This window comes from Caldisericia bacterium (genome assembly GCA_030018355.1).
Classification (GTDB): Bacteria; Caldisericota; Caldisericia; order B22-G15; family B22-G15; genus JAAYUH01.
The window spans coordinates 184,855-210,058 of the sequence record JASEFN010000004.1; the positions used below are offsets into that span (position 1 = coordinate 184,855).

Genomic DNA, 25,204 nt, shown 5'->3' on the forward strand with positions numbered 1-25,204 from the left:
CATATCCTCCATTTTAATATTTTTAGGGTGAAAAATAAGTTCCCTTTACCTCTTATATAATTTTTCCAATTTTTTAATTTCCTCAATAATTTCATCTCTAAATGATTCTGGCTCTAAAACCTCTACATGACTACCATAACCAATTATCCATCTTTTAATTTCATTTCTATTTCCATTTATTTTTAAAATTATACTTCCATCATCTAATTCTTTAATTTCTTGACTTTCGTGCCATATTCTTTCTTTTATCCATTTTGATTGATAGGAATCAAATTTCAACTTTATTGTTTCTATTTCACCCTTATAAATCCTAAATGCTTGATTTAAATAATTTTTGATATTAAAATTTTTATCTCTTTCAAATCTTTCGTTTAAAATCTCTATTTCTTTGATTCTATCTAATGCAAAATCTCTAAACTCATTCCTTTTATGACAAAAAGCAACAAGATACCAAATTCCTTCTGAGTTGTAAATATGATAGGGATCTAAAATTCTCTCACTTGTTTCATCTCTTGTGATTGTATAGTAAACAATTTTAATTCTTCTGTTTTCTCTTATTGCTTTGAAAATCTTATCAAAGGTTTTTAATATATCTTTTTTTATTTTTATTGGCGATATGCTTACAGATAAAATATTTTCTAAATCTTCACTACTTATTATTAAATTTTCAGGAAGAAGTTCTTGCAATTTTCTTGTTAAAGTTTTTGCTGTCTCGAAAAATGGGGTTGATTTAAATTCTTTTAAAATATTATTAGCAATAAAAAGGGTCAAAATTTCTCCTGCAGAAAGAAAGTTTAATGGAAAATTCCAATCTTCTTTAAAATAATATCCACCATTCTTTTTTGAATAAAAAATAGGAGCGTTGAATGTGTATTTAAGAGTTTGAATATCTTTTTTTATTGTTCTCTTTGAGACCTCCTCTTCTTCTGATAGTTCATCTACAGATGGATATTTCCCATCTTTTATTTTTTTATAAATTCTAAAAAGCCTCCCGAGTTCAAATCTTTTCATATCTGTTTTTTCTTAAATTGAACAGTTTCTTGAGTTGGTTTAAAGTTTAATTTTTTCGAAATATCATTAATTAATGAAAAAATGTATTGTTGAGAATAATCTGAAAAACCTTTGTTTTTTAAATTTTTATAAACTGTTTCTTTTTTTATAAAAACTTTTGATTGAGCATTTTCAAGTAAAATATTTTCTATTTCTTTTTCTATATTTTTTAATTGTATTTGAGGTTTAATTTTTGGGTTTAGAATTAAATCAAAATCAATCCCACTTTGTTTTAATAATGTTTTTAAATCTTCAAAATTGAATTCACTTAAATCAAATATTTCAGATAAATTGATAAGATAGGAAAGATAAGCAAGTTCTGTATTATTTAATTCATCTTTTCTTAATATTCTATAACTTATAAACATATCTATTGAAACATCTTCAAGTGGTGATTTTGTTATCCAATATAGATATCTATTTTGATTTTCTTTTAAAATTTCAATTCTTGATTTTATATCATCATACCCTACTCTTCCTTCTTTCATTTTAATTTCGAAAATAACCTCATAAGGTGGTTCATAATATTTCATAACTTTAAGTAAAATATCTGCGGAGTAATTTAAAATTTTAACTTCAGAGTCTGCTTCAATAAAGATTTTATTTGATTCAAAATATTTTTTTAAGTAATTAAAAATTTGTGATAACTTCTCATTTATAAATTGAGAACTCTTCTCTTGTTTAACCCTTTTTTCCAATTCATTTCTAAAGAATTCACACTCTAATTCATTAAGATTGACTTTATCTTTTTTAAATTCTTTTATAAAATTTTTAATATCATAATAATAAGTTATTTTTCCATTCTTTCTTATTTTTTCAATTAAATCAAAAATATTTCTCAAAGTGTCTCTCAAATCTCTTCTATTGTAATCATATAAAAACTTTAAAGTATCCTTATTAAAAATTCCTAAAATATTATCTGGTGGTAAAGCTCCTTCTTGAATATAATCTTTCCAAAATTTATTAAATGCACTTTTTATTAAATCTACAAAATTATCTGGATTTAAATTTTCAAAATAAATTGGATAAAACCAATCTTCAATTCTTTTCCTTTCATTTTGACTTAAACTTTGAATAAATTCATCATAAAATGTAGAAGATCCTGCAAAAATAAGTGTAAAATTTTTTAATAATGTTGAATCATTTCTAAATCCCATCAAAATTTTATATAAACTTCTATATATTTTTTCATTTCTTTCATAAATATCAAAATCATCAATCATTAAAACTGTATGAGTGATTTCTAAATAATTTTTTAAAAATTTTGAAAAATTACCTAATTTCGTGATAGCATCCATCTCATTTTTTGAATTTACTAAATCTGAAGAGGGTATTTCATTTGGTACCTCTTGATCATTGTAAAAGAAATTTTCATAATATATTTCAGTTGGTGAGGGTGAAGTTGATGATATAACAAAACTAATTATTTTAGGATAACTTCTTAAAATTGGTGGAAGATTCCCCACTTCTTTTTTTAATTTATTTAATAAAATATTTAATTCTTCTTCTGTTTCTGGTTTCTTCAAAAATATATAATTACATTCTTTAAAAATTTTATCTTGTATCTCATTCAAGATTTTAGAATAAAATAGTTCTTTTAAATAATTTTTATAAATGTATGAGAAATTAAGTTCCTCTAAATCTATTGGAAATTTCATGTAAACATATAAAATGTTACTCTTCGGATATGAGTATTTTCTTTTAAAATTTCTGAGGAAAGTTGTTTTACCTTTTCCTTGATCTCCTAAAATAAAGATTAAAAATCCACTATTTTCAATTATTGCTTTATTTACAAATTCTAAAAGTTCTTCTTCCTCCTTTTCTCGATTTATAAAACCAAATTTTTCATCTAAATCAACATAAGGAGGCGGAGGTATTGGATTTGGAAGATTTTTATCTAATAAAACGCTTTCCCAACTCTTCATTTTTTAAATTTTAAATAATAATAACTTTTACCATCAGGAGTGACCAAATTTCCTTCTTTTTTATCACCATATTCAAGTAAAATCTCATCTTTCAGAAAAAGATTGTATATTGCATTGTGAACTTCTTGAACACTTACGCCATATCTTTGAATCAAACTTGAAACTATTGATGGTATTGGAACAAGACCAGCTAAATATGAATAATTTTTAGTTGATAGTTCTTTGTAAACTCTATAAATCTCATCAAAAAGATTAACTTTTTCTCCAAATTTTGTTAAGGTTTCTTTCTTTATGGATAGAATTTTAATTAGATTCTCAAGATTTTCATTTAATTTTTTGATTTCAGATTGAAGATCATTTATTCTATCTTTTACAAAATTTTCAAAACTATCTTTTTCCATTCTTTTAATAAACTCAATTTCACCTTTTTCAGTAATAAAGAACTTTTCGCCTCTTCCAACTTTTTCTGATTTTGCAAATCCATCTTTTATTAATTTGCTTAGAATTTCTTTAAATTTTTCACCAGAAGGTAAATCTTTTTTTCCAACACCATCTTTTCTTTTCTCTATTAATTTACTTAATATTTTATTAACCTCCTTCTCCATCTTTTCCTCCATTAATTTATAAGTTTATTTTCATTTTACTATAAATATTCTATTAAAAAATTTTAAAATTATTCTAATTAATTATAATTCCTACAACTTTTAAAAAGGTTCCCATAATAGATTCTCCCTCCTTGATTTTAAATTTTATTTTTCTAAATCAAATGGGTTAATATAGTCTCCAAATTTCTCTTTTGCTTTAATTAACCTCTCCCTCTCATTTTTTAATTCAAAAAATACAACATCTGGAGTATCTTTTACTTTCTCTCGATATATTTTTTCAATTCTTTCAATTTTTGAAAGATTTTCTGGAACTCTTATCATAAATTGTTTTATATAATCATCCTTTTTGTATTCTTTCATTAAATATTCTGAAAAAAGTTTTACCAAATCTTCATATTTTGGAATAATGCCAATTGGTGTTTCTATTCCACCAATATCGCCATTACATCTTAATTCAATCCACTTGAGCCAGACTTTTTTATCTAGTTTATCATTAAGCCAATTTCCATTTTTATCTTTTAAAAAGTAGTTTACACCATAAATTCTTGGAGGATTTTTTAAAAACTTTCCAAAATCAAGATTCATTTGGATATATTTCCCAATTGGAATAGATAAGAAATCAAGATTTGCCATTGGATTAAATTCTCTTACACCCTCTTTTCCAAGTGTTGCTGCAGTTGTTTCAGATTCTAAAGATGCACCTTTTAAAATAATTCCGTGTTGATAGTTAAATGCCTCACAAATAGGAACCCAGGTGTCTGAATCTCTTCCTCCATAAATGAATCCTTTGACAACAACTCCTTCTGGATTCTCAAGATTAGCATCACAATTTTTCAAATTTTTAAGTTCAAATGTAAATCTTGCGTTTTTGTGGGATGGATCTATCTCTTTTCCTTCTTTATCCTTTTTTCCTTTATACCACTCTCCGGAATGGTTGTATCCTCTTTCTGGAATCTCACCGTCTTTTCCAATCCAATAAACAGAACCATCTGGTAGTTTAAGGACATTGGAAAAAATAACTTCATATGGAGAATTTAAAACTTCCCAAATATATGGATCATCTTTTGAATTTATACCCATAATTATTCCAAACATTCCTTTTTCAAAATTTGCTGCCCTTACCTCTCCATTTACACTTTTAATTAAAGCAATATCATCTCCAACTAATCTTTCACCCATAAGAGTTGCAGTTGATGTTTTTCCACACAAAGATGGGAAGGCGCCAGTTAGATAAGTTACTCTTCCATTTGGGCCATTTATTCCAACAATTAACATATGTTCGCAAAGCCAACCCTCAAGATATGCTTTTTTAATAGCAAGTCTCAGTGCTAACTTCTTTAAACCAATTGAGTTTCCTCCATATTGAGTGTTTAAAGAATAAACAATTTTTTTATCAACATCTATATAAATTCTTCTTTTATCAATATTTTTACTTGTTTTATTATCATCTAACTCACCCTCTGAATGAACAAATCTAAAAAACTCATCTTCATCCTTTAGTTTCAAAAAATCTTCATATCCATCTCTATACAGAAGATTTTCAGAATGAGCAACATATGGTGAATCAGTAATTTGAATGCATGGAATTGTAAAAATTGAATTTTTTGGTCCAAGAGTTTTAAAAAGAATATAAATTTCTCTATCTTTGCAAATATCTTTCATGAGTTCATTTAACTCTTTTTCACCCTCTTCTCTTAAAATAAGATTTAATGTAGGATCAAGATCTGTATCAGGAGATACCATAAATTTTGTGTTTTTCTTATCTCTTCCCTGATCATAATATCCATCAAAGTGAATTGTATGATTTGGGATTTTTAAAGGTTCCTCTTCTTTTTCTTCAATTGCTCTTCTTTTTATATATTCTCTATCCTCATCTGTTCCTATTGAAACAAAAATTTTTTTTGGATTTAAAATTTTTAAGAAATTTTCAATAAAATTATGAACACCTCTGCTCTTAATTTTTTTTAATCTTTTTAAACTCTCTTCATCAAACTTTTGAGAAAACTCATCTAAATATTCAAACATCTTATACCTCCAAATTTATTTTAATAGATAAAACCTTGAATTATCAAAAATTGGGCTAAACCATAAGTAATCATTATAATAATTGAATTTTTACTAATTTTACCTTTAAAAATTTGAAGTGCAAGAGTTGAGTCAGAGAGTATAAAAAGGATAGAACCAATAAATACTAAAAGAGAAGATTTTAATGGAAATATATAAATTCGTGGAATTGTAATAAAACTCATCAAAATTATAACAATTATGTAAATTAAGATCTCTTTTTTAAACTCTTCAATTTCAGGGAAGAGAAATTTATAAAAATAAGTACCATAAAGAATATATGGAATAAGAAAAATAAAAATATAAGAAGGTGTGTTCTCCTTGAAAAAATTTGATGTAATCAAAAATGTTAAAATGTAAAAAATGTGAGAGAGAAGAAAAGAAAATAAACCTAATTTGAAAAATATTTTTCTCTCTTCAAATAAAAGGAGTACATCTCCTAGAAAACTCATAAATAAAGCAACTATTAAGAGAAAAAGAACATTTTGAGAAGAAAAAACATAATACAAAATTAAAATTGGCATCAAAAGAGTTTTTGAAAAAAATCTTTTATTATAGAGTTTAAAATGAATAAAAATAAGATCAATGATGAGAAATAAAAAATATAAAAGTAAAAATATTATCTTCATTCAAATCTCCTTTTTGTTAATTATAAAACATATAATAACTAATTTCATGTTACAAAAGTGTCTGACACCTTTGTAACATAAGAAGATAATAAGTGAAATTCAAAAATTAAGTAAATGTGATAAAATTAAAAAAGTTAACATAAAACCTTCGGGGTCGGGTGGAATTCCCTACCGGTGGTAATGGGTTGAGTTAATTTAACTCAACCTTAGCCCACGAGCGTCTCTTCTTCAAAGAGAAGAGATGCAGATTTGGGTGAGATTCCCGAGCCGACGGTGAAAGTCCGGATGGGAGAAGGTTCCCTCCCCGAAGTCAAAAGGAGGGAAAGATGAGAAAAAAAACAAAAGAATTAGTTCTTGGTGCATTGCTTGCTGCACTTTCTTTTATTTCAATGTATTTTATCCAAATTCCAATTTTTGCTTCAGCGCCATACCTTCAATTTGATCCATCAGAAATTTTCACTCTCTTTGCTGCATTTTTTATCTCTCCAACAATGGGTGTTCTTGTAACTCTTGTTAAAGTGATTCTTTTTTACTTTACCAAACAGGAAAGTGGAATAATTGGGTCACTTATGAACTTTTTTGCAGTTGCACCATTTGTTTATTTTGCTGGTGTTATGTTTAAAAAATTAAAAAATTTAATTTATCCTTTAAATTATGTTGTTCCCATTTTAATTGGCACACTTGTTAGAGTTATTATTATGATACCTCTTAATTTAATCTTCTTACCACTCTTTATTGAAATTGGATTAAAGGAAACTTGGATTTACATTTATACAATCAACATTCCATTTAACATAATTGTATCACTTCTTAATGGATTTCTTTTTATTGTTTTTGCTTTTGCTCTATTTAGAATAAAGGAGATGAGAAAAAAGTTAGTTGATGTTAAAGAATGAAATCTTTTTAAAATTTGAAAAACCTTTAAGATATTTAGGTAGAGAATGGAATTCGGTTTATAAAAATCCTAAAGACAAAAAAAGATTCTTACTTATTTATCCCGACCTTTATGAGGTCGGGATTTCTTCTTATGCAATTATTCTTTTATATCATCTCATAAATGAAAGAGAAGATAGTTTCTGTGAAAGAGTTTTTTCACCCAATTCAGACTTTGAAAATTATTTAATAGAGAATGATCTCCCTCTTTTTTCAATTGAAACAAAAACTCCAATAAAAGATTTTCATATATTAGGTTTTAGTTTGCAATCTGAACTTAATTTTACTAATGTTTTAAATATTTTAAAACTTGGAAAAATTGAAATTTTTTCTAAAGATAGAAAAAATCTCCCAATTATTTTAGGTGGAGGACCACTAACTCTTAATCCATCACCACTTATGCCATTTTTTGATGCTTTTGTGATTGGCGAAGGAGAAGAGGTTGTAAATGAGATTCTTAATAAATTTGATTTAAATAAAGAGGCTTTTCTTGAAAATCTAAATGAAATTGATGGTATTTTTGTTCCAAAATTTGGAAAAAAGAAAATTAAAAAGAGATACATAAAAGATTTTGAAAATTCATACTATCCAAAAAAACCTTTAGTTCCATACATTCAAGTTATTCATGATAGAGGAGTTGTTGAGATTTTTAGAGGATGTGATAGAGGCTGCAGATTTTGTGTTTCAGGAATGGAAAAAAGACCAAGAAGAGAAAGAAGCATAAATAAAATAGTAGAAATAGTTAACTCAATTATAAAAAACACAGGTTTTGAAGAAATTTCTCTACTTTCTCTTTCAACAACAGATTACTCAAAAATTGAAGAACTTTTAAAAATTTTAAAAGAGAATCTTAATGATAAAAAAATAACAATCTCTTTACCATCATTAAGAATAGATAGTTTTTCTTTAAAACTACTTGATTTGATTGATACAGGAAGAAGGATAACACTTACCTTTGCACCTGAAGGTGGGAGTGAAAAAATAAGAAAGGTGATGAATAAACCAATAAAAGATGAGGAAATTTTTGAAGTTATAAGAGAGGCAGTTAAAAGAGGATATAAAAAGATAAAACTCTACTTTCTTGTTGGAGTTCCTTATGAAGATGAAGAAGATATAAAAGGAATAAGAGAAATTATAAAAAGAATAAAAATTGAAAATAAAGAAATAAAACTTTCAATTTCAATTAATCCTTTTATTCCAAAACCATTTACTCCTTTTCAATGGGAACCCTTTATTTCAAAAGATGAATATATTAAAAAAATAAAAATTATAAAAAGTGGATTAAAGGATATTAATTTAAATTATAGAGGATGGGAAGAGTCATTTATTGAAGCAATCCTCTCAAGAGGTGATGAAGAAATTAGTGAATTGATTTATGAGGCCTTTTTATTAGGTGAAAAGTTTTCAAACTGGAGAGAATATTTTCATTTTGAAATTTGGGAGAGGATTTTAAAAAGAAAGAACTTTAAAATTGTTGATAAAATTTTAAATGGATTTGATTTAAATGATGAGTTTCCATGGGATTTTATTGATATTGGAATTGATAAAAATTTTTTAATTTGGGAAAGAGAGAAAGCAAAAAGAGGAGAGATAACAGAGCCATGTTTTATGAATTTTGAAAAGTGCTCATCATGTGGAGTTTGTTTTAATTTATGATAAGAATCAGAGTTGAATATAAAAAAGAGAATCTTTTTATATTTTTATCTAATCTTGACATAATAAAGTATTTAGAGAGAACACTAAGAAGAAGTGAGTTACCAATTGTTTATACTCAAGGCTTTAATCCAAAACCTAAAATGGATTTTTCGCCAGCACTTCCTCTTGGAATTCCAAGTGAGAGTGAAATTTTTGAATTTTATTTAACTCAAAAAACTGCAAATGATCAAATTTTAGAAAAATTAAAGAAAAGTGTTGATAAGGAACTAACAATAAAAAGAGTAAGGGAAATAAATATAACTTCACCTTTACTATCTTATCTTATTACTCATTTTGAAATTGAATTAATTGGGGAGATTTTTAGAAAATTTGATTTTAAAAATTTCAAAATAAAAAAAGAAAACTATTCATATTTAGAATTAAAAAACTTTCTTTTTCTCGAAGAAGAGATATCTTATGGAAAAAGGTTAATTATAAGTAAAAATCTCTCTTTAAGACTTTTTTATGAAAATTTAAAAATATATAGCAATGAGATGCTTTTTATTAAAAAAATAAAAAATTTAAGAATTGAAAATGGAAAAATTTATGATTCATTTGATTTAGATTAAATTAGTTGATAAAATAGTTTTAATGCAAAAAGAACTTTTAGTTTTTGGCTCTTTTACAAAAGATTTTCTTGAAAATCATAAAGGAGATAAGAGAGTTGCAATTGGCGGAAGTTCAGCATATTTTTCAATTTCAACATCCCTTGTTGGATTAAAAGTATATCCTGTGGGATTTATATCAACTGATATAAATGAAGAAGAATTAGAGACTCTTTCAAAAATAGTTGATTTAAGATATTTAAAAAGGGAGAAAAGATTAAATTTTCATATAAAATATGATGAAAATTTAAATGCTCATTATATAAAAGATCTTGAAGAAAATGATGAGATTATTGAATATAAAAATGTACCAATAAAACCATATGTGCATGTGTGTGTTATCTCAAGCATTAGAAATCAAATGGATATAATTGAATATTTCAAAGATAAAGGCAGTTTTGTATCAACAGGAACTTATTTAATTAGAGTTAATAAAGATAGAGAAACTGTTTTAAAAATGTTAAAATTATCAGATTTATTCTTTTTAAATAGAGATGAAGCACTCTCTCTTTCTCAAAAAGAAAATTTTGATGATGCATTAGAATTTTTTAAAAATAGTCAAAAAATGGTTGTTATTACCCTTGGAAAAGATGGTGCAATTTTTATAAAAGGAGAGGAATTTTTTAAAGTAAATGCTTATAAAACAGAGGTTGTTGATCCAACAGGCGCTGGAGAAACATTTGCAGGAGGTTTTTTAGCATCTTATATTCTTTATGGTAATCCTCTTCTTTCATTAAAATATGGAACTCTATTATCATCTTTTGTAATAGAAGATTTTGGGATAAGCGCTCTTCTTAAGATAAAAAGAGAGGATATCTTAAAAAGATTGGAGGAGATAAAATGATTGAGATTAATTTTGATAAAGTTAATTCTATAAGCAATTTTTTAAAAAATTTTGAAATAAATTATGATGTTTTGCCTGGAGTTGAAAAAGCAAAAGATAGAGACGATGCAAAGGAAAAACTGACACTTCTCTTTTATGTAGATGCAATATGTCATCAAACACAAAATTTTTATGGTGAAATTGATGGAGTTTTTTATAAAGGTTGGGACTACCTTCTCTACTCTTTTAAAAAGGAGTATGAAAAAGATAAAAGTTTTATAAAAACAAAAAGGATGAAAAAAATCAGAGGTGATGATTTAAAAAGAATTTTGAATGGCTCTGGAGATAGATATTATGAGAGAGCGCATCTTTTGAGAAATTGTGCTTTTATTCTTGAAAGAGATTTTAAAGGAGACATTTTTGAAATTTATAATCTTTCAGAAGGTTATATAAAAAGAGAAGGCAAACCTGATCTTATAACTCTTTTTCATAAATTTAAAGCATATAAAGACCCACTCAATAAAAAAACTTTTCTTTTCTTAAACATTGCAAAGAAGGTCGGGTTTTGGGAAATAAAAGATCCCCATTCTTTGTGGACACCGGTTGATTATCACCTTGAAAGGGTTAGTTTAAGAGTTGGCTTGGTTGATGTTTCTGAAAAAATAAAAAAGAAGTTAGTTTTAGGAAAAAGGGTTTCCCAAAAATTTGATTTATCTTTAAGAGAAAAAATTGGTAGTGCAGTAAAAGAAATTTCAAATTTATCAGGAATCTCAATTGAAAAATTGGATCAAGTATTTTGGTCTCTTGGAAGAAGTATTTGTTTTAAAGACGGACCAAAGTGCGATGGAGTTTTTGATGAAAATAACACATTTACTAAGATAACTCATATATCGCTAAAAAATGGGTGTCCATTTAAAGAATTTTGTAATGCTTATAAAAATATTGAACTAAGAAATTTAAAAGAATCAAACATTTACACCATCTTCTACTAACTATGTTACAAAGGTGTCTGACACCATAGTAACATGTTGAAAATTTTGAGAAAATCTATATAATTTTTAAAGAGCCTTCTTATCAAGAGTGGCGGAGGGAACTGGCCCTGTGAAGCCCGGCAACCTGTGTCTCAAAGGCATAAGGTGCCAAATCCAGCAGGCTCAATATTTGCCTGGGAGATAAGAAGGTTGTCTTCTCCCAGAGTAAAAGTAAAGGAGGTATTTTATGAGAAAATATCTTTTTACATCTGAATCAGTAACAGAAGGACACCCAGATAAAATTGCTGATCAAATTGCAGATACGGTTTTAGATGAATGTTTAAAAGTAGATCCATTTTCTAGGGTTGCCTGTGAAGTTATCACAACAACTGGCCTTGTGCATGTTGCTGGAGAAATTACAACAAAAGCAAGATTAGATTATCAAGAAATTGTAAGGAATGTAATAAAAGATATTGGTTATGATAAAGAGGGGTATGGCTTTAACTATGAAAGTGTTGGAGTAATTGTTTCTGTTAAAGAGCAATCTCCTGATATTGCAATGGGAGTGGATAAGGCTCTTGAATCAAAAGAGGGGGAGATGGAAGAAACTCTGGGAGCAGGAGATCAGGGAATTATGTTTGGTTATGCAACAAATGAAACTCCAGAATTTATGCCAATGCCAATTATGCTTTCTCATAAATTGTGCAAAAGACTTGCTGAAGTAAGAAAAAAAGGAATTCTTCCGTATTTAAGACCAGATGGAAAATCTCAAGTAACAGTTGAATATAATGAGAGAAAACCAAAAAGAGTTACAAAAATTGTTCTTTCAGCACAACATGATCCAGATGTGCCTCTTGAAAAATTAAGAGAAGATCTTATTGAAACAGTCATAAAGCATGTTATTCCAAGTCATATGCTTGAGACGACTGAATATTTTATAAATCCAACAGGAAGATTTGTTATTGGTGGTCCAAAAGGAGATACAGGTCTTACAGGTAGAAAAACAATTGTTGATACTTATGGTGGAATGGCTAAAAATGGCGGAGGTTGTTTTTCTGGAAAAGATCCAACAAAGGTTGATAGGAGTGCATCTTACATGGCAAGATATGTTGCAAAAAATATAGTTGCAGCAGGTCTTGCAGATAAAGTTGAAATTCAAGTTGCATATGCAATAGGCAAAGCAAAACCCGTTGCTCTTTTTGTGGATACATTTGGAACTGGAAAAATTGATGATGAAAAACTTGAAAAATTTATTGAAGAGAAGATAGATTTTACTCCTCTTGGTATGATAAATAAACTTAATTTAAGACAACCAATTTATAGAAAAACTGCATGCTATGGACACTTTGGATGGGAAGAGTATCCTTGGGAAAAACTTGATCTTGTCCCACTCTTCAAATCTCTCCTTGAGTAAAATTGCAGATGTTTTTATTGAGGATGTACCACTCATAAAAGAAGATTTACCACTTTTTTCATATGTAATTCCTGAAAAATTAATAGAAAAAATTGATATTGGAAAAAGGGTTTTTGTTCCTTTTGGTAGGGGAAATAAATTAAAAAGGGGAATAATTATAAAAATTTGGGATGGGTCAAAAGAAAATTTAAAAGAGATAATAGATCTTGTTTCAGATTATAAAATTATTGATGATGTTGGTATAAGAGTTTTATTAAAATTACATGAAAAATATTTTGCTCCTATCTCAACTATTTTAAAAAAGATTTTACCACTTGGAAAAAGCAAAAAAGGAGAAGAGATAATTAAACTAATTGATTTTGAATTTGAAAAGAGCCTCTCTTTTCGTGAAAAAAGGAAGTTTGAACTCCTAAACTTTATTCAAGAGAGTGGTGGTGAAATAAAATTAAGAATTCTTAAGAAATTTTTCTCTTCAAAAGTCATAAATGATCTAATAAAAAGGGGGATAATAATAAAAAAATATGAGTTTCCAAAAGGAAGAAAAGCAGAAAGAGGTATGATTGAAGAGAAAAAATTTGAAAATGTAAAAGATATTTCAATTGATGAAAATACAATTTTATATGGTTTTACATATAAAGAGAGATGGAACTACTATGTTGATTTGATAAAATCATATGTTTCAAAAGATAAAAAGATAAAAATTATTTTTCCTGAGAAAATTGAAGTTGAAGAGTTTTATAAATTTATTCCAGATGAAGTAAAAATTATCTCTGAAAAAATAACAGGAGAAGAAGGAAAAAGGGAGAGAGAAACTATTTTAAAAGAAATTTATGAAAATAAAATAAAAATTCTTATTGGAACAACAATATCTCTTCTTCTTCCTTTAGATGAAAATTTGCTTATTATTGAGAATGAATCAAGATTTAAAGAACTTGAAGATATTCTCTCTTTAAAAATAATAGAATTTGTAAGAACTTATGCACAAGAGAAAAATATTAAAATTCTAATTGGTTCACTATATCCATCTTTCGAAGCACTTCTTACATCAAAAAGAGAGAAATTTAATATAATAAAGAAAAAATTTAGTTTAAAGAATATTGAAATTTTATATAGAGATTCTGAAAGGTTAATTACACCATATATAAAAAACTTAATTATAAAAAGTAAAAATAAGAAAATTTTTATTTTTTATCCAAGAAAAGGTTATTTTCAATATCTTTTTTGTGATGAGTGCGGATACACTTCAAAATGTCCAAAATGTAAAGTTCCGCTAACATATTTCAAAGAAGAGGGAAAACTTATATGTAAAATTTGTGGTTATGAAAAACTTCCTTTTGATATTTGTCCACAATGTGGTGGATTTTCAATGAGATTTTCATCTCCAGGAATAGAAAGAGTAAAAGAAAAATTTAAAAAAATCTTTAAAGATAAAATTATTCTTGAGTTAGATGATTGGATTACAAAAGGAAGTGATAAAAAAAGAAGAGAGATTGAAAATGAATTTATGCTTAATGGAGATATTTTAATAGGTACTCATCTAATTTTACCACTTTTAAAAAGAGTTAATAATTTCATCTTTATCTTTCTTGATATAGATTTTATGCTTAACTTTCCAGAGTATGACTCTTTTGAAAATATTTTTTATCTTATTTTAAGAGTAATTGAGGAATCAAATGTAAATCAAGGAAAAATTTATTTGCAAACAAAATTTCCAAAAAATATTATTTTTAAGGCATTTAAAGAGAAAAACCTCTCTCTCTTTATAAATGATGAATTAAAAAGAAGAAAAGAAACAAAATTTCCGCCATATTATAAATATGTTGTGATTGAAGATATTCAAAAAGAATATTTAGATGAATTTTTAAAATTAAAAGAAAATGATGATGAGATTTATTATTTTAACGGAACATTAAAGATTAAAACGAAAAATTTTTTCAAATTTAAATCAATTTTTGATAAAATTAAATATGAAAAGACTTTAAGAATTAAGGAGTTTTGAAAGTGAGAGAGATTATATTAATTGGTAATCCAATTTTAAGAAAAAAATCTCAACCTGTAAAAAAGGTAGATAAATATATTGAAAGGTTAGTTGATGAGATGAAAAAAATACTTTTAAAAAGTGAAATTCCAGCAGTTGGTCTTTCTGCACCTCAAATTGGAGAACTTTTAAGAGTAATAATATATAGAGAGGAAGATAAAATTCACACAATTATTAATCCTAAAATTTTAAAAAAAGAGGGAAAAATTGTAATTGAAGAAGGATGCCTTTCAATTCCAGGAGTTTATGGTGATGTAGAGAGAGCAAACAAAATTTTGGTTTCAGGAATTTCTTTAACTGGAAAGAAGATTGAAATAGAAAAAGAGGGTTTGCCTGCTGTTATTATTCAACATGAAATAGATCATTTGGATGGAATTTTATTTATTGATAGAGTAAAAGATATTAAAACATTAAGAGTTGAAGAAGGATATAAAATTCCAGAGGAGCTTTTAAATAAAGTTTAATGAAAATAGTTTTTTTTGGCTCAGACTCTTTTTCTCTTCCATTTTTAGAAGAGTTATATAAAAAAGGTTTTGAAATTACTCTTGTTATAACAACTCCAGATAAACCAAAGGGAAGAGGTTTAAAAATTGAGGAGACACCAACAAAAAAATTTGCAAAGGAAATTGGTTTAAATTTCATTGAGGTTGATAAATTTAAAAATTTTTTTGAACTAATTGAAAAAAATAAAGGAGATATTGGAGTTGTTGTTTCTTTTGGAAAAATAATTCCTCAGAGAGTTTTAAATATTTTTGAGAAAGGAATAATAAATGTTCATCCATCTCTTCTTCCTAAATATAGAGGTCCAAATCCTATAAGATGGCAAATTTTAAATGGAGAAAAAAAGAGTGGAATAACAATAATAAAATTGACAAAAGAGGTTGATGCTGGACCAATTTTAACTCAAAAAGAGATTTCAGTTGAAGAAAGTGATAATTACACAAACTTAACAAAAAAGTTAATTGAAATTGGAAAAGAAGCGCTAATTGAGGCTCTTGAATTAATAGAGGAAGGAAAAGAGAGTTGGATTGAACAAAAAGGAGAATCAACATATGCACCTAAATTTGAGAATGATTTTGAAAAACTTGACTTTAAAATGGATGGAGAATACTTAAGAAGAAAAATTCTATCACTTTCTCTTGAACCAGGAGCATATGCTTTTTTTAGAGAAAAAAGAGTAAAAATTTTAGATGCTTCACTTTTAAATAATCAAATTCAAGGAGAAGCAGGAGAAATAGTTTTTGTTGATAAAAATTCATTTGGAATTAAAACTTTAAATAAAATTCTTATTCCTAAATTAGTAAAAGTTGAGGGTAAAAGAGAGATGAGTATTAAAGAGTTTATAAATGGATATAAACCAAAAGTTCATGAAAAATTTTATTAAATTTTTAATAAATCTCTAAGTATCTCTCTATCTCCCAATCAGTTACATGAGTTCTAAAACTATCCCACTCCTCCTTCTTTGCTTCAACTAATTTTTCAATGACATGTTCTGTTAAAGCGCTCTTTAAAACATCATCCTTTAAAAACTCTTCCATTGCTTCCATTAAATTTCCTGGTAGACTCTCAATTCCGAGTTTTTTTCTTTCTTCATCTGTCATATTGTAAATATCAATATTAGTTGGCTCTCCTGGGTCAATTTTATTTCTAATTCCATCAATTCCTGCTGCAAGAATTACTGCAAAAGCAAGATAAGGATTACATGATGGATCAGGTGATCTAAATTCAATTCTTCTTCCAATACCAGTTGCAGATGGAATTCTAATTAAAGCAGATCTATTTCTTAATGCCCATGATATATAAACTGGTGCTTCATAACCTGGAACAATTCTTTTATATGAATTTACTGTTGGATTAGCAATGAAAGTTATTCCTTTTGCATGTTTTAAAATTCCTCCAATAAAATAGAGTGCTTCTTTTGATAATTCATATTTTCCATTTTTGTCATAAAAAATGTTTTCTCCATTTTTAAATAAAGATAAATGTGTATGCATTCCAGAACCATTTATTCCATAAACAGGTTTAGGCATAAATGTTGCATGTAGTCCATATTTTAAAGCAATCGTTTTTGTTACAAGTTTAAATGTAATAACATTGTCTGCGGTTCGTAAAGCATCTGAATATCTAAAATCAATCTCATGTTGTCCTTCTGCTACTTCATGATGTGCTGTTTCAACTTCAAATCCCATCTCTTTAAGAGTTGTAACAATCTCTTCCCTTACTTTTTCACCGAGATCAATTGGAAGCATATCAAAATAACTTCCATGATCATGTGTTATTGTTGTTGGTTTTCCAAATTGATCTTTTTTAAATAGGAAAAATTCTGCTTCTGGTCCTGCATTTAATACATAACCAAACTCATCTTTTACTTTTTTCATCTCTTTTTTAAGAATATATCTTGGATCCCCTTCAAATGGTGTGCCATCTGGATTTAAAACATCACAAATCAATCTTGCAACTGTTCCTCCACCAATTGTCCATGGAAGAATTGCAAATGTGTCTGGATCTGGTAAAAGAAGCATATCTGACTCTTGAATTCTCACAAAACCTTCAATTGATGAACCATCAAATAAAACTCCATTATCAAGAACATATGGAAGTTCTGAAGAAGGTATTTCAACATTTTTAGGAATTCCTAAAATATCTGTAAATTGAAGTCTAATAAAAACCACATTTTTCTCTTTCACAAGTTTTAAAACATCACTCTTATCCATTTTAATATACCTCCTTAAAAATTAAATTTTATATATACCACTTCTCAAATTTTTGTCAACATGTTACAAAAGTGTCAGGCACCTTTGTAACATGTTACTATGGTGTCAGGCACCATTGTAACATGGTGTATAATAATTATTAGAGGTTAATTATATGAAATATATTAAAGATGGTGGTATTATTTTTGTGGTTATGGAAAAAGGAGAGAGAATTAAGGATAATTTAGAAAAACTAATTCTTAAAGAAAAAGTTTTAGATTGTGGAATTATTTTATCATCAACTGGAATGGTTAAAAATGTTGAAGTAGGTTTTGGATATTATGATGGAAAAAATGTATCTTATGAAAAAGAAATTTTAGAGGGACCATTTGAACTTTTAAGCATGAGTGGATTACTTATAAATAATGAAAACTATCCATTTCATATTCATATAAATTTAGGAGATAAAGAAAAAAGAAGTTTTGGAGGACATCTTTTTGATGGAGAAATTCATACATTTATAGAAATGGCAATAATTGAATCAAATTTAAAATTAGAAAGAAAATTAAAAGATGGTTTAAATTTACTCAATTTTAAACATTAAAACATTTCTAATTTCCTTGTTATAATATTAAAGTTATTTTTAAAGGAGTTTTATTATGGAAAAGAATTTTGCAATTAAAACAATAAATCTTGGAAGAATTTATAAAAAAGGAAAAAGAATAATAGAGGCTCTAAAAAATATTAACATTGAAGTTAATAGAGGAGAAATTTTTGGTCTTTTAGGACCAAATGGGGCTGGAAAAACTACACTCATTAAAATACTTACAACAATTCTTCTTCCAACTACTGGAAAAGCATATGTATTAGGTTTTGATGTAGAAAAAGATACATTGAAAATAAGAGAAAAAATAAATATGGTTAGTGGAGGAGAATGGGCAGGGTATGGAATTTTAACCGTAAAAGAAAATTTATGGATGTTTTCACAATTTTATGGAATTCCATCTAAATTAGCAAAAAAAGAAATTGAAAAATATCTTGAGATATTTGACTTAAAAGAAGAGGCAAACACAAAAATAAGTAATTTATCAACGGGAATGAGACAAAAAATGAATTTCATCAGAGGAATACTTTCAGATCCTGAAGTTCTTTTCCTTGATGAGCCAACACTTGGTTTAGATGTTCAAGTTGCAAGAACAGTTAGAAATTTTATAAAAGATTGGATAAAAGAGAAACCAATAAGAACTATACTTTTAACAACTCACTATTTACATGAAGCAGATGAGTTGTGTGATAGAATTGCAATAATTGATAATGGACAGATCTATGCACTTGATACCCCAGAAAACCTTAAAAATATTTTAAAAGATAGAATCTATTATTCGGTTGAAGTCTTAAGAAATGAGTATTTAAAACTTGACTCAATTCCTTATACAACAAAATTTTTTGTAAATCCAATTAAAGATGGAAAAATTGAAATTAAATTTCAGTTAGAAAGTGAAAACCGAATTGTCGATGTCTTTAACTTTTTAAAAGACAAAGGTTTTAATGTTCTTTCATTTAAAAAAAGAGAGCCAACCCTTGAGGATGTTTTTATAGAAATTGTTGGAAGGGAATTTAAAGATGAAGAGATACATAGTTAGAAATTTAAGAGCAATAAAAGGAAGAGCATATCCAAGAATTATTGCAGCAAATAGAGAATATTCTTGGGTAATTGCAGATGTTGTTTTACCACTTCTTTCTGTTGTTGCTTATGGACTCCTTTATAAATATTTAGGAGCAAGTAAAGATTTTTTAGGCTTTGCAGTTCTTGGTGGAGCAATGAGTGCTTTTTGGCTAAATGTTTTATGGGATATGGCATCACAACTTTATTGGGAGAGAATGAGTGGTAATCTTCAACTCTACATAATTAGCCCAATTTCACTTATGTCTATTTTATTTGGGATGAGCATAGGTGGTATGTTTTCAACTTCTCTTAGAGCACTTGCAACATTAACTGTTGGTACACTTATATTTAAACTAGATTTTAGTTTTATAAATATACCTCAACTTATTCTTGTCTTCTTTTTAACTCTTTCTGCTCTATATGGACTTGGAATGACTCTTGCCTCACTTTATCTTATTTGGGGAAGAGAGGCTTGGCACCTTTCAGAATTTTTCCAAGAGCCAGTCTATCTTGTTAGTGGAATGTATTTTCCAATTAAATTTTTAGGAATTACAGGATTTTTCTCTTCAATTATTCCTTTAACTTTAGGCCTTGATGGAATAAGACAACTTATATTCAAACAAGGTGCACTTTTTGGATTTTTAAGCGTTAAAGTTGAAATAATAATTCTTGCAATTTTAACAATTATTTATCTTTTTCTTGCCTATTATTACCTTAAAAAGATGGAGTATCTTGCAAGAAAGGAGGGGAAGTTAACAATAAGATGGGAATAATTAAAAAAATTATAAATGATTTTAAAGCATCATTTTCTCTTGGTTGGAAAATTGAAAGCAACTGGACAGATCCATTTTTGTTTATAATATACTCTCTTGCAAAACCACTTTCGAGTGCATTTATATTAATAATTATGTTTATTATAATAACAAGGAACCAACTTCCAGAATATATTCCACATCTACTCATAGGAAATGCACTTCACCTTTATACTGCAAATGTTCTTTTTGGAATTGCCTGGACAGTAATTGATGATAGAGAATATTATGAAACATTAAAATATGTTTACATTTCTCCTATAAGTTTATTTTTATTTTTAACAGGAAGAGGTTTTGCAAAATATATAACAACAACAATTTCAGCAATAATAATTTTAATTACAGGATCTCTTATTTTAAAAGTTCATTTTTCATTGATTCCATATTGGTATATCTATCTTCCAATATTTATGCTTCTTGGAACATTATCACTATTTATAATTGGTTACTTTTTTGCAGGTGTAAATTTTTTAATTTCAAGACAAGGTTGGTTTTTAACTCAAAGCGCAACAGGAGTTTTTCTTCTTTTAACTGGCGCAATTTTTCCAATTGATACACTTCCATCGTTTTTAGGTAAAATAGGAATTTTTATTCCACAAACAATATGGATGGATGGAATGAGAGTTATTCTCTTAGGAAGCGGGTGGAATGAAGTATTTAAAAATTTAAATATAAATGAATTAACTACATTGCTTGCTCTTGAAAATTTAATTTATTTTATAATTATTTTTCTTTTCTTTAACTTTTCACTTAAAATCGCAAGAACAAGAGGACTTATTGATCAAAGATCAATGGGTTAATTAAAATAAACTCTTTTCAATCACAAACTTTTCTAAAATTAATTTATAAATTTCTTCATAACTATTTGCTGAAAACTCATTGCAATTTTCTTTTCCCCTTGAAAAATGAATATAGTTTATTCCACAATTTTTTGCACCAAGGCAATCTTTTTCAAAACTATCCCCAATATGTAAAACTTCACTTTTTTCTACCTTAAACTCATCTAAAATTTTTTGAAAATTTTTTTTATTTGGCTTAACAAACCCCAATTCATCAGAAAAGAAGGTTTTATCAAAATAATCTAAAAGTGAATATCTTCTCAAAATTTCTCTTAATGCCCATCCTGGAGTCCTTCCAGCATCAGATAGGATACATAGTTTAATATTTAATTTTTTCAACTTTTTTATAAAATCTTCAACTTCATCAATAAGTGGAGGTGGAATTTCAAAAATTGCTGTTTCATAAACTTTTTTCACATCTTCCAAAACAACTTTATTTGGTTTTATTCCAAAAATTTTATAAAAATAACATATCTGCTTTTCTGTGTTTACACTTTTTAAAGTTTTTTTCTGAGTTGAGAAAAGCCAATTACTCATTTTTTCATATGCTTTTTTTGCATCTGAATATGAAATGTTAAGAGGGGAGAGATATTCTAAAAGTTTTTTTAATCTTATCTCTCCCCTCTTCTCTTCAAGATCTTCTCTGTCTTCAATTATTGTGTCCCAAAGATCTAAACTTATTACTTTAAGCAACTTTTTCTTTTCTAATATCTTCGAGAATTCTCTTTAACTCTTCTCCTTCAATTGTCTCTTTCTCAAGTAAGACATCAACTACTTTATAAACTCCCTCTTCATTCTCTTTTAGAATTTTCTTTGCCCTCTCAAAGCACTCCTCAACAATATTTCTTACCTCTTTATCTATCTCATAAGCGATCTGTTCTGAATAATCTCTCTCTGATGCAATATCTCTTCCTAAAAATATGTATTCACTTTTTCTTCCAAAAGTAAGAGGTCCTAATCTTTCACTCATTCCAAATTCTGTTACCATTTTCCTTACAATTTCAGTTGCTCTTCTAAGATCATTTTCTGCACCAGTTGTTTTATCTTTTGTAAATAGTTCTTCTGCTGCTCTACCACCAAGAAGTGTAGTCACTTCTGAAAGAAGTTGTTCTCTTGTTCTTAAAAATTTCTCCTGTTCTGGAAGTTGAAGTGTATAACCTAATGCCATTCCTCTTGAAACTATTGAAATTCTATGAACTGGGTCAGAACCTGGTAGCATATTTGCAACTACAGCATGACCTGTCTCATGAAATGCAATAATTCTTTTTTCTTCTTCTGAAACAACTCTTGTTTTTTTCTGTGGGCCTGCAATAACTCTATCAATTGCCTCTTCAAGTTCATCCATTGTAATATATTTTTTATTTCTTCTTGCTGCAAGAAGTGCTGCTTCATTCACTAAATTTTCAAGATCTGCTCCAGTAAAACCTGCTGTTCTTTTTGCAAGAGTAGTCAAATTTATATCTGGTCCAAGTGGTTTGTTTCTTGTGTGAATCTTTAAAATTGCTTCTCTCTCTTTTACATCTGGATAATTTACAACAACTCTTCTATCAAATCTTCCGGGACGTAAAAGCGCAGGATCTAAAATATCTGGTCTATTTGTTGCTGCAATTACTATTATTCCACTATTTGGATCAAATCCATCCATCTCAACAAGAAGTTGGTTTAATGTTTGCTCTCTTTCATCATGTCCACCACCAAGACCTGCACCTCTTTGCCTTCCAACAGCATCTATTTCATCAATAAATATGATACAAGGAGCATATTTTTTTGCTTCATTAAATAAATCTCTTACTCTTGCTGCACCAACTCCAACAAACATTTCAACAAATTCAGAGCCAGAAACAGAGAAAAATGGAACCCCAGCCTCCCCTGCAACTGCTTTAGCAAGAAGAGTTTTTCCACAACCAGGTGGTCCAACAAGAAGAATTCCTTTTGGAATCTTTGCACCAAGTGCTGCAAATTTTCTTGGGTTTCTTAAAAATTCAATTTCTTCTTGCAAATCTTCTTTTACCTCTTCTAATCCTGCAACATCATTAAATGTTACTTTTGGCTTATTTTCTATAAAGAGCCTTGCTCTACTTTTTCCAAAGTTAAAAACTTGTGAATTTGCCCCTCCAGAAATGGCTCTCATCATTATCATCCAGAAAAAGATAAGAAGAATTACTGAACCAATGTTTGTTAAAACATACCACCATGTTCCACTATTTGAAGTTGGTTTAATTGTTGCATTAACTCCTTTTTCAATAAGAAGATTTGGAAGATTTGGATCATCAAATGGAGGAAGAACTGTTGTGAATTTTGAACCATCTAAATATGTTCCAGTTACATTTTGACCATCAATTGTGATTTCTTTTACTTTTCCATCTTTAACTTTTAAAATAAATTCTGTATAAGAAATTTTTTCAGTTGAAGTGAGACTTGATGATCCAGAATAGAAACTATAAATAAAGTAAACAAAAATTATCATTAATATAATTGGTAAAATGCTTCTAATTATATTAAATATGTTATTATTTTTTTTCATATTTCATCACCTCATACATATAAACTTCAGGTTTCAAAACACAAATATAAGGAAGATTTCTATATTTTTCATTAAAATCAAGACCATAACCCACAACAAACTCATCTGGAACTTCAAAACCGTAAAATTCAACTGGAACTTCTTTTATCCTTCTTACTTTTTTATTTAAAAGTGCAACTGTTTGAAGAGATAAGGGTTTCCTTGAGGAAAGTAGTTCTCTAAGGTGAGATAAAGTTAAACCTGTATCAACTATATCTTCAACAATTAATACATGTCTACCTTCTATTGAGTGATCAAGATCTTTCGTTATTTTAATTATACCAGAACTTTTTGTAGATGCACCATATGATGAAATTCCCATAAAATCTAATGATAAATAAATATCCATCTCTTTAATTAAATCAGATAAAAAAATTGTTGCACCCTTTAAAATACAAACAAGGTGTGGAAATAAATTTCTATAAACTTCACTAATTTCCTTTGCAAGTTCTTTAACTCTTTTTTTTATCTCTTCTTCTGTTATAAGAATCTTTTGTATATCTTTGTCCATTCATTATCCTCCAATTTAATTGTAATATATAAAACTCTTTTTGTCATCTCATTAACCTTATAATCATCGCTTATTCTTAATCCAATAATCCATAGTATATCACCTTTTGAGTCATAAAGAATAGGTATTTTCCACTTAACACTTTTTGGAATTTTTATATCTGTAAGAAAATCTTGAATTTTTTTAGAGTTTTTCATCCCAAGTGGAGTTACTCTAAACCCATATTTTGGAGGTTTAATATAAAGAGGAAATGAAATTTTATCAAAATCAAAATATGCCTCAAATTTATCTTTTGTTTTTTCTATTCTTTCAACTATTTTAAGAGAAATAGTTAAGCCTTCTTTTTTAATCTCTCCTAAATCTTTTATTTCAATTAAAAAATCTTTAAAAGTGGGCTTTTCTCTTTCAATTACAATATTCTTTCTTTCCCTTATTGCAATTAAATTTTTTGACATTTTTATCTCTTTTCCACTTTTTTTATCAACCAAAGAGATGATATCATCAATGTTTTTAACTGAAAATTCTCTTATCTCTTCTTTAAACTTTTCAATTATCTTTCTTATAACTCTTCTTTGAATTGATTTATGAAGATTTTTAAATTTTTCTATTTCAATGAAATATGAATCTTCCTCCTCTTTAACTATCTCTTTAAATTTTTCTTGAGTAACACTTTCAAGAAAATCTTCATCTACCCTTATAAGATTACTTAAATCAAAAACTCTTTCTCTAAATGATTTATTAAATGTATTCTCAATATATGGAATTAACTCGTTTCTTATTTTGTTTCTTAAATAGATGTTCTCCAAATTTGTTTTATCAATTCTATATTCTATTTCTTTCTCTTTTAAATAATTTATTATTTCTTCTCTTTTTACAACAAGAATTGGATGAATTATATCTTCTCTTTTTGGTAATATTCCTTTTAAACCACTTAAACCTGTCCCTCTAATAAAATTCATTAAAATTGTCTCTATGTGATCATCAAAATTATGAGCAAGTGCTATTTTTGTATAGCCTTCTTTCTTTTTTATTTCATTGAAAAAAAGAAACCTCTCCTCTCTTCCGACCTCCTCAATTGACTTTTTTCTCTCTTCGCTTAACTTTTTTATGTTTAATCTCCTAACATAGAGAGGAATTTTTAATTTTTGAGATATAATTCTTACAAAATCTTCATCTAAATCAGAATCTTCACCTCTTAAAAGATGGTTTAAATGTGCAAGTATTAAAGAATTTTTATAATTTTCTTTTAAAAAATAAACAAGGAAAGTTGAGTCAGGACCACCTGAAAATGCAACCACAATTTTATCTTGAGGCATAATAATGGAATTTTCTTCAATAAAATTTTTTACTTTAGATATTAAATTCATT

23 protein-coding genes and 2 riboswitches are annotated in these 25,204 nt (G+C 27.4%); of the genes, 13 read left to right on the top strand and 10 right to left on the bottom strand.

The genetic code is table 11. From position 1 onward, the window contains the following. Positions 1–45 precede the first annotated feature (45 nt). From QMD25_05670 to QMD25_05690, 5 genes are all read right to left on the bottom strand, one after another. A complete protein-coding gene (locus QMD25_05670; GenBank protein MDI6861483.1) occupies positions 46–1,011 on the bottom strand; it encodes a transcriptional regulator in 966 nt (321 codons plus the stop codon). After that, the gene (locus QMD25_05675; protein MDI6861484.1) at positions 1,008–2,975 is read right to left on the bottom strand and encodes a hypothetical protein; all 1,968 of its coding nucleotides are present in this window, start codon (positions 2,973–2,975) and stop codon (positions 1,008–1,010) included. The genes QMD25_05670 and QMD25_05675 overlap by 4 nt, the downstream gene beginning before the upstream one ends. Then, positions 2,972–3,580 (bottom strand): hypothetical protein, encoded by a 609-nt coding sequence (locus QMD25_05680; GenBank protein ID MDI6861485.1) that lies wholly within the window; start codon positions 3,578–3,580, stop codon positions 2,972–2,974. Before QMD25_05680 ends, QMD25_05675 begins: the two co-directional genes overlap by 4 nt. A 144-nt stretch (positions 3,581–3,724) precedes the next feature. Further along, positions 3,725–5,605 (bottom strand): phosphoenolpyruvate carboxykinase (GTP), encoded by a 1,881-nt coding sequence (locus QMD25_05685; protein ID MDI6861486.1) that lies wholly within the window; start codon positions 5,603–5,605, stop codon positions 3,725–3,727. Between the two features lie 20 nt (positions 5,606–5,625). Further along, the gene (locus QMD25_05690) at positions 5,626–6,273 is read right to left on the bottom strand and encodes a lysoplasmalogenase (GenBank protein ID MDI6861487.1); all 648 of its coding nucleotides are present in this window, start codon (positions 6,271–6,273) and stop codon (positions 5,626–5,628) included. A 140-nt stretch (positions 6,274–6,413) separates the two neighbouring features. Continuing rightward, positions 6,414–6,574, top strand: a riboswitch (FMN riboswitch). Between the two features lie 25 nt (positions 6,575–6,599). Here QMD25_05690 and QMD25_05695 point away from each other — a divergent pair. From QMD25_05695 to fmt, 9 genes are all read left to right on the top strand, one after another. Then, positions 6,600–7,169, top strand: a complete 570-nt coding sequence (locus tag QMD25_05695) for an ECF transporter S component (GenBank protein MDI6861488.1) — start codon at positions 6,600–6,602, stop codon at positions 7,167–7,169. Further along, positions 7,156–8,862: a radical SAM protein gene (locus QMD25_05700; protein ID MDI6861489.1), complete on the top strand. Its 1,707-nt coding sequence runs from the start codon at positions 7,156–7,158 to the stop codon at positions 8,860–8,862. The genes QMD25_05695 and QMD25_05700 overlap by 14 nt, the downstream gene beginning before the upstream one ends. Continuing rightward, positions 8,859–9,470: a TIGR03936 family radical SAM-associated protein gene (locus QMD25_05705; GenBank protein ID MDI6861490.1), complete on the top strand. Its 612-nt coding sequence runs from the start codon at positions 8,859–8,861 to the stop codon at positions 9,468–9,470. The genes QMD25_05700 and QMD25_05705 overlap by 4 nt, the downstream gene beginning before the upstream one ends. Positions 9,471–9,492: 22 nt before the next feature. Further along, the gene (locus tag QMD25_05710) at positions 9,493–10,350 is read left to right on the top strand and encodes a PfkB family carbohydrate kinase (protein MDI6861491.1); all 858 of its coding nucleotides are present in this window, start codon (positions 9,493–9,495) and stop codon (positions 10,348–10,350) included. Continuing rightward, positions 10,347–11,321 carry a hypothetical protein gene (locus QMD25_05715; protein ID MDI6861492.1) on the top strand — a complete coding sequence of 325 codons (975 nt, stop codon included), beginning with the start codon at positions 10,347–10,349 and terminating at the stop codon, positions 11,319–11,321. The genes QMD25_05710 and QMD25_05715 overlap by 4 nt, the downstream gene beginning before the upstream one ends. 76 nt (positions 11,322–11,397) lie before the next feature. After that, positions 11,398–11,508, top strand: a riboswitch (SAM riboswitch). Between the two features lie 39 nt (positions 11,509–11,547). After that, positions 11,548–12,714 carry a methionine adenosyltransferase gene (gene metK, locus QMD25_05720; protein MDI6861493.1) on the top strand — a complete coding sequence of 389 codons (1,167 nt, stop codon included), beginning with the start codon at positions 11,548–11,550 and terminating at the stop codon, positions 12,712–12,714. Next, positions 12,707–14,713, top strand: a complete 2,007-nt coding sequence (locus QMD25_05725) for a hypothetical protein (protein MDI6861494.1) — start codon at positions 12,707–12,709, stop codon at positions 14,711–14,713. Before metK ends, QMD25_05725 begins: the two co-directional genes overlap by 8 nt. Positions 14,714–14,715: 2 nt before the next feature. Then, on the top strand, positions 14,716–15,216 hold the full coding sequence (gene def / locus QMD25_05730) for a peptide deformylase (protein ID MDI6861495.1): 501 nt from the start codon (positions 14,716–14,718) through the stop codon (positions 15,214–15,216). Beyond that, positions 15,216–16,136, top strand: a complete 921-nt coding sequence (fmt, locus tag QMD25_05735; GenBank protein MDI6861496.1) for a methionyl-tRNA formyltransferase — start codon at positions 15,216–15,218, stop codon at positions 16,134–16,136. Before def ends, fmt begins: the two co-directional genes overlap by 1 nt. A 4-nt stretch (positions 16,137–16,140) precedes the next feature. On the opposite strand, the gene glnA is transcribed toward fmt, so the two are convergent. After that, positions 16,141–17,466, bottom strand: a complete 1,326-nt coding sequence (glnA, locus tag QMD25_05740) for a type I glutamate--ammonia ligase (protein MDI6861497.1) — start codon at positions 17,464–17,466, stop codon at positions 16,141–16,143. A gap of 154 nt (positions 17,467–17,620) precedes the next feature. Between glnA and QMD25_05745 the strand changes: the two genes are divergently transcribed. The 4 genes from QMD25_05745 to QMD25_05760 are packed head-to-tail and all read left to right on the top strand — an operon-like array spanning position 17,621 to position 20,723. After that, positions 17,621–18,049 (top strand): DNA-binding protein, encoded by a 429-nt coding sequence (locus QMD25_05745; GenBank protein MDI6861498.1) that lies wholly within the window; start codon positions 17,621–17,623, stop codon positions 18,047–18,049. A 55-nt stretch (positions 18,050–18,104) separates the two neighbouring features. Then, complete coding sequence (locus tag QMD25_05750) at positions 18,105–19,088, top strand: ABC transporter ATP-binding protein (GenBank protein ID MDI6861499.1); 984 nt, start codon at positions 18,105–18,107, stop codon at positions 19,086–19,088. After that, entirely contained in the window at positions 19,069–19,884 is an 816-nt protein-coding gene (locus tag QMD25_05755) for an ABC transporter permease (GenBank protein MDI6861500.1), read from the top strand. Before QMD25_05750 ends, QMD25_05755 begins: the two co-directional genes overlap by 20 nt. Further along, the gene (locus QMD25_05760; protein ID MDI6861501.1) at positions 19,875–20,723 is read left to right on the top strand and encodes an ABC transporter permease; all 849 of its coding nucleotides are present in this window, start codon (positions 19,875–19,877) and stop codon (positions 20,721–20,723) included. Before QMD25_05755 ends, QMD25_05760 begins: the two co-directional genes overlap by 10 nt. On the opposite strand, the gene QMD25_05765 is transcribed toward QMD25_05760, so the two are convergent. From QMD25_05765 to tilS, 4 genes are read right to left on the bottom strand one after another with little or no spacing between them, the layout of a single operon-like run. Then, on the bottom strand, positions 20,724–21,455 hold the full coding sequence (locus QMD25_05765) for an HAD family hydrolase (GenBank protein ID MDI6861502.1): 732 nt from the start codon (positions 21,453–21,455) through the stop codon (positions 20,724–20,726). Continuing rightward, the gene (gene ftsH / locus QMD25_05770; protein MDI6861503.1) at positions 21,448–23,286 is read right to left on the bottom strand and encodes an ATP-dependent zinc metalloprotease FtsH; all 1,839 of its coding nucleotides are present in this window, start codon (positions 23,284–23,286) and stop codon (positions 21,448–21,450) included. Before ftsH ends, QMD25_05765 begins: the two co-directional genes overlap by 8 nt. Continuing rightward, positions 23,273–23,836 carry a hypoxanthine phosphoribosyltransferase gene (gene hpt / locus QMD25_05775; GenBank protein MDI6861504.1) on the bottom strand — a complete coding sequence of 188 codons (564 nt, stop codon included), beginning with the start codon at positions 23,834–23,836 and terminating at the stop codon, positions 23,273–23,275. The genes ftsH and hpt overlap by 14 nt, the downstream gene beginning before the upstream one ends. Next, complete coding sequence (gene tilS / locus QMD25_05780) at positions 23,806–25,203, bottom strand: tRNA lysidine(34) synthetase TilS (protein ID MDI6861505.1); 1,398 nt, start codon at positions 25,201–25,203, stop codon at positions 23,806–23,808. Before tilS ends, hpt begins: the two co-directional genes overlap by 31 nt. Position 25,204: the final 1 nt, after the last annotated feature.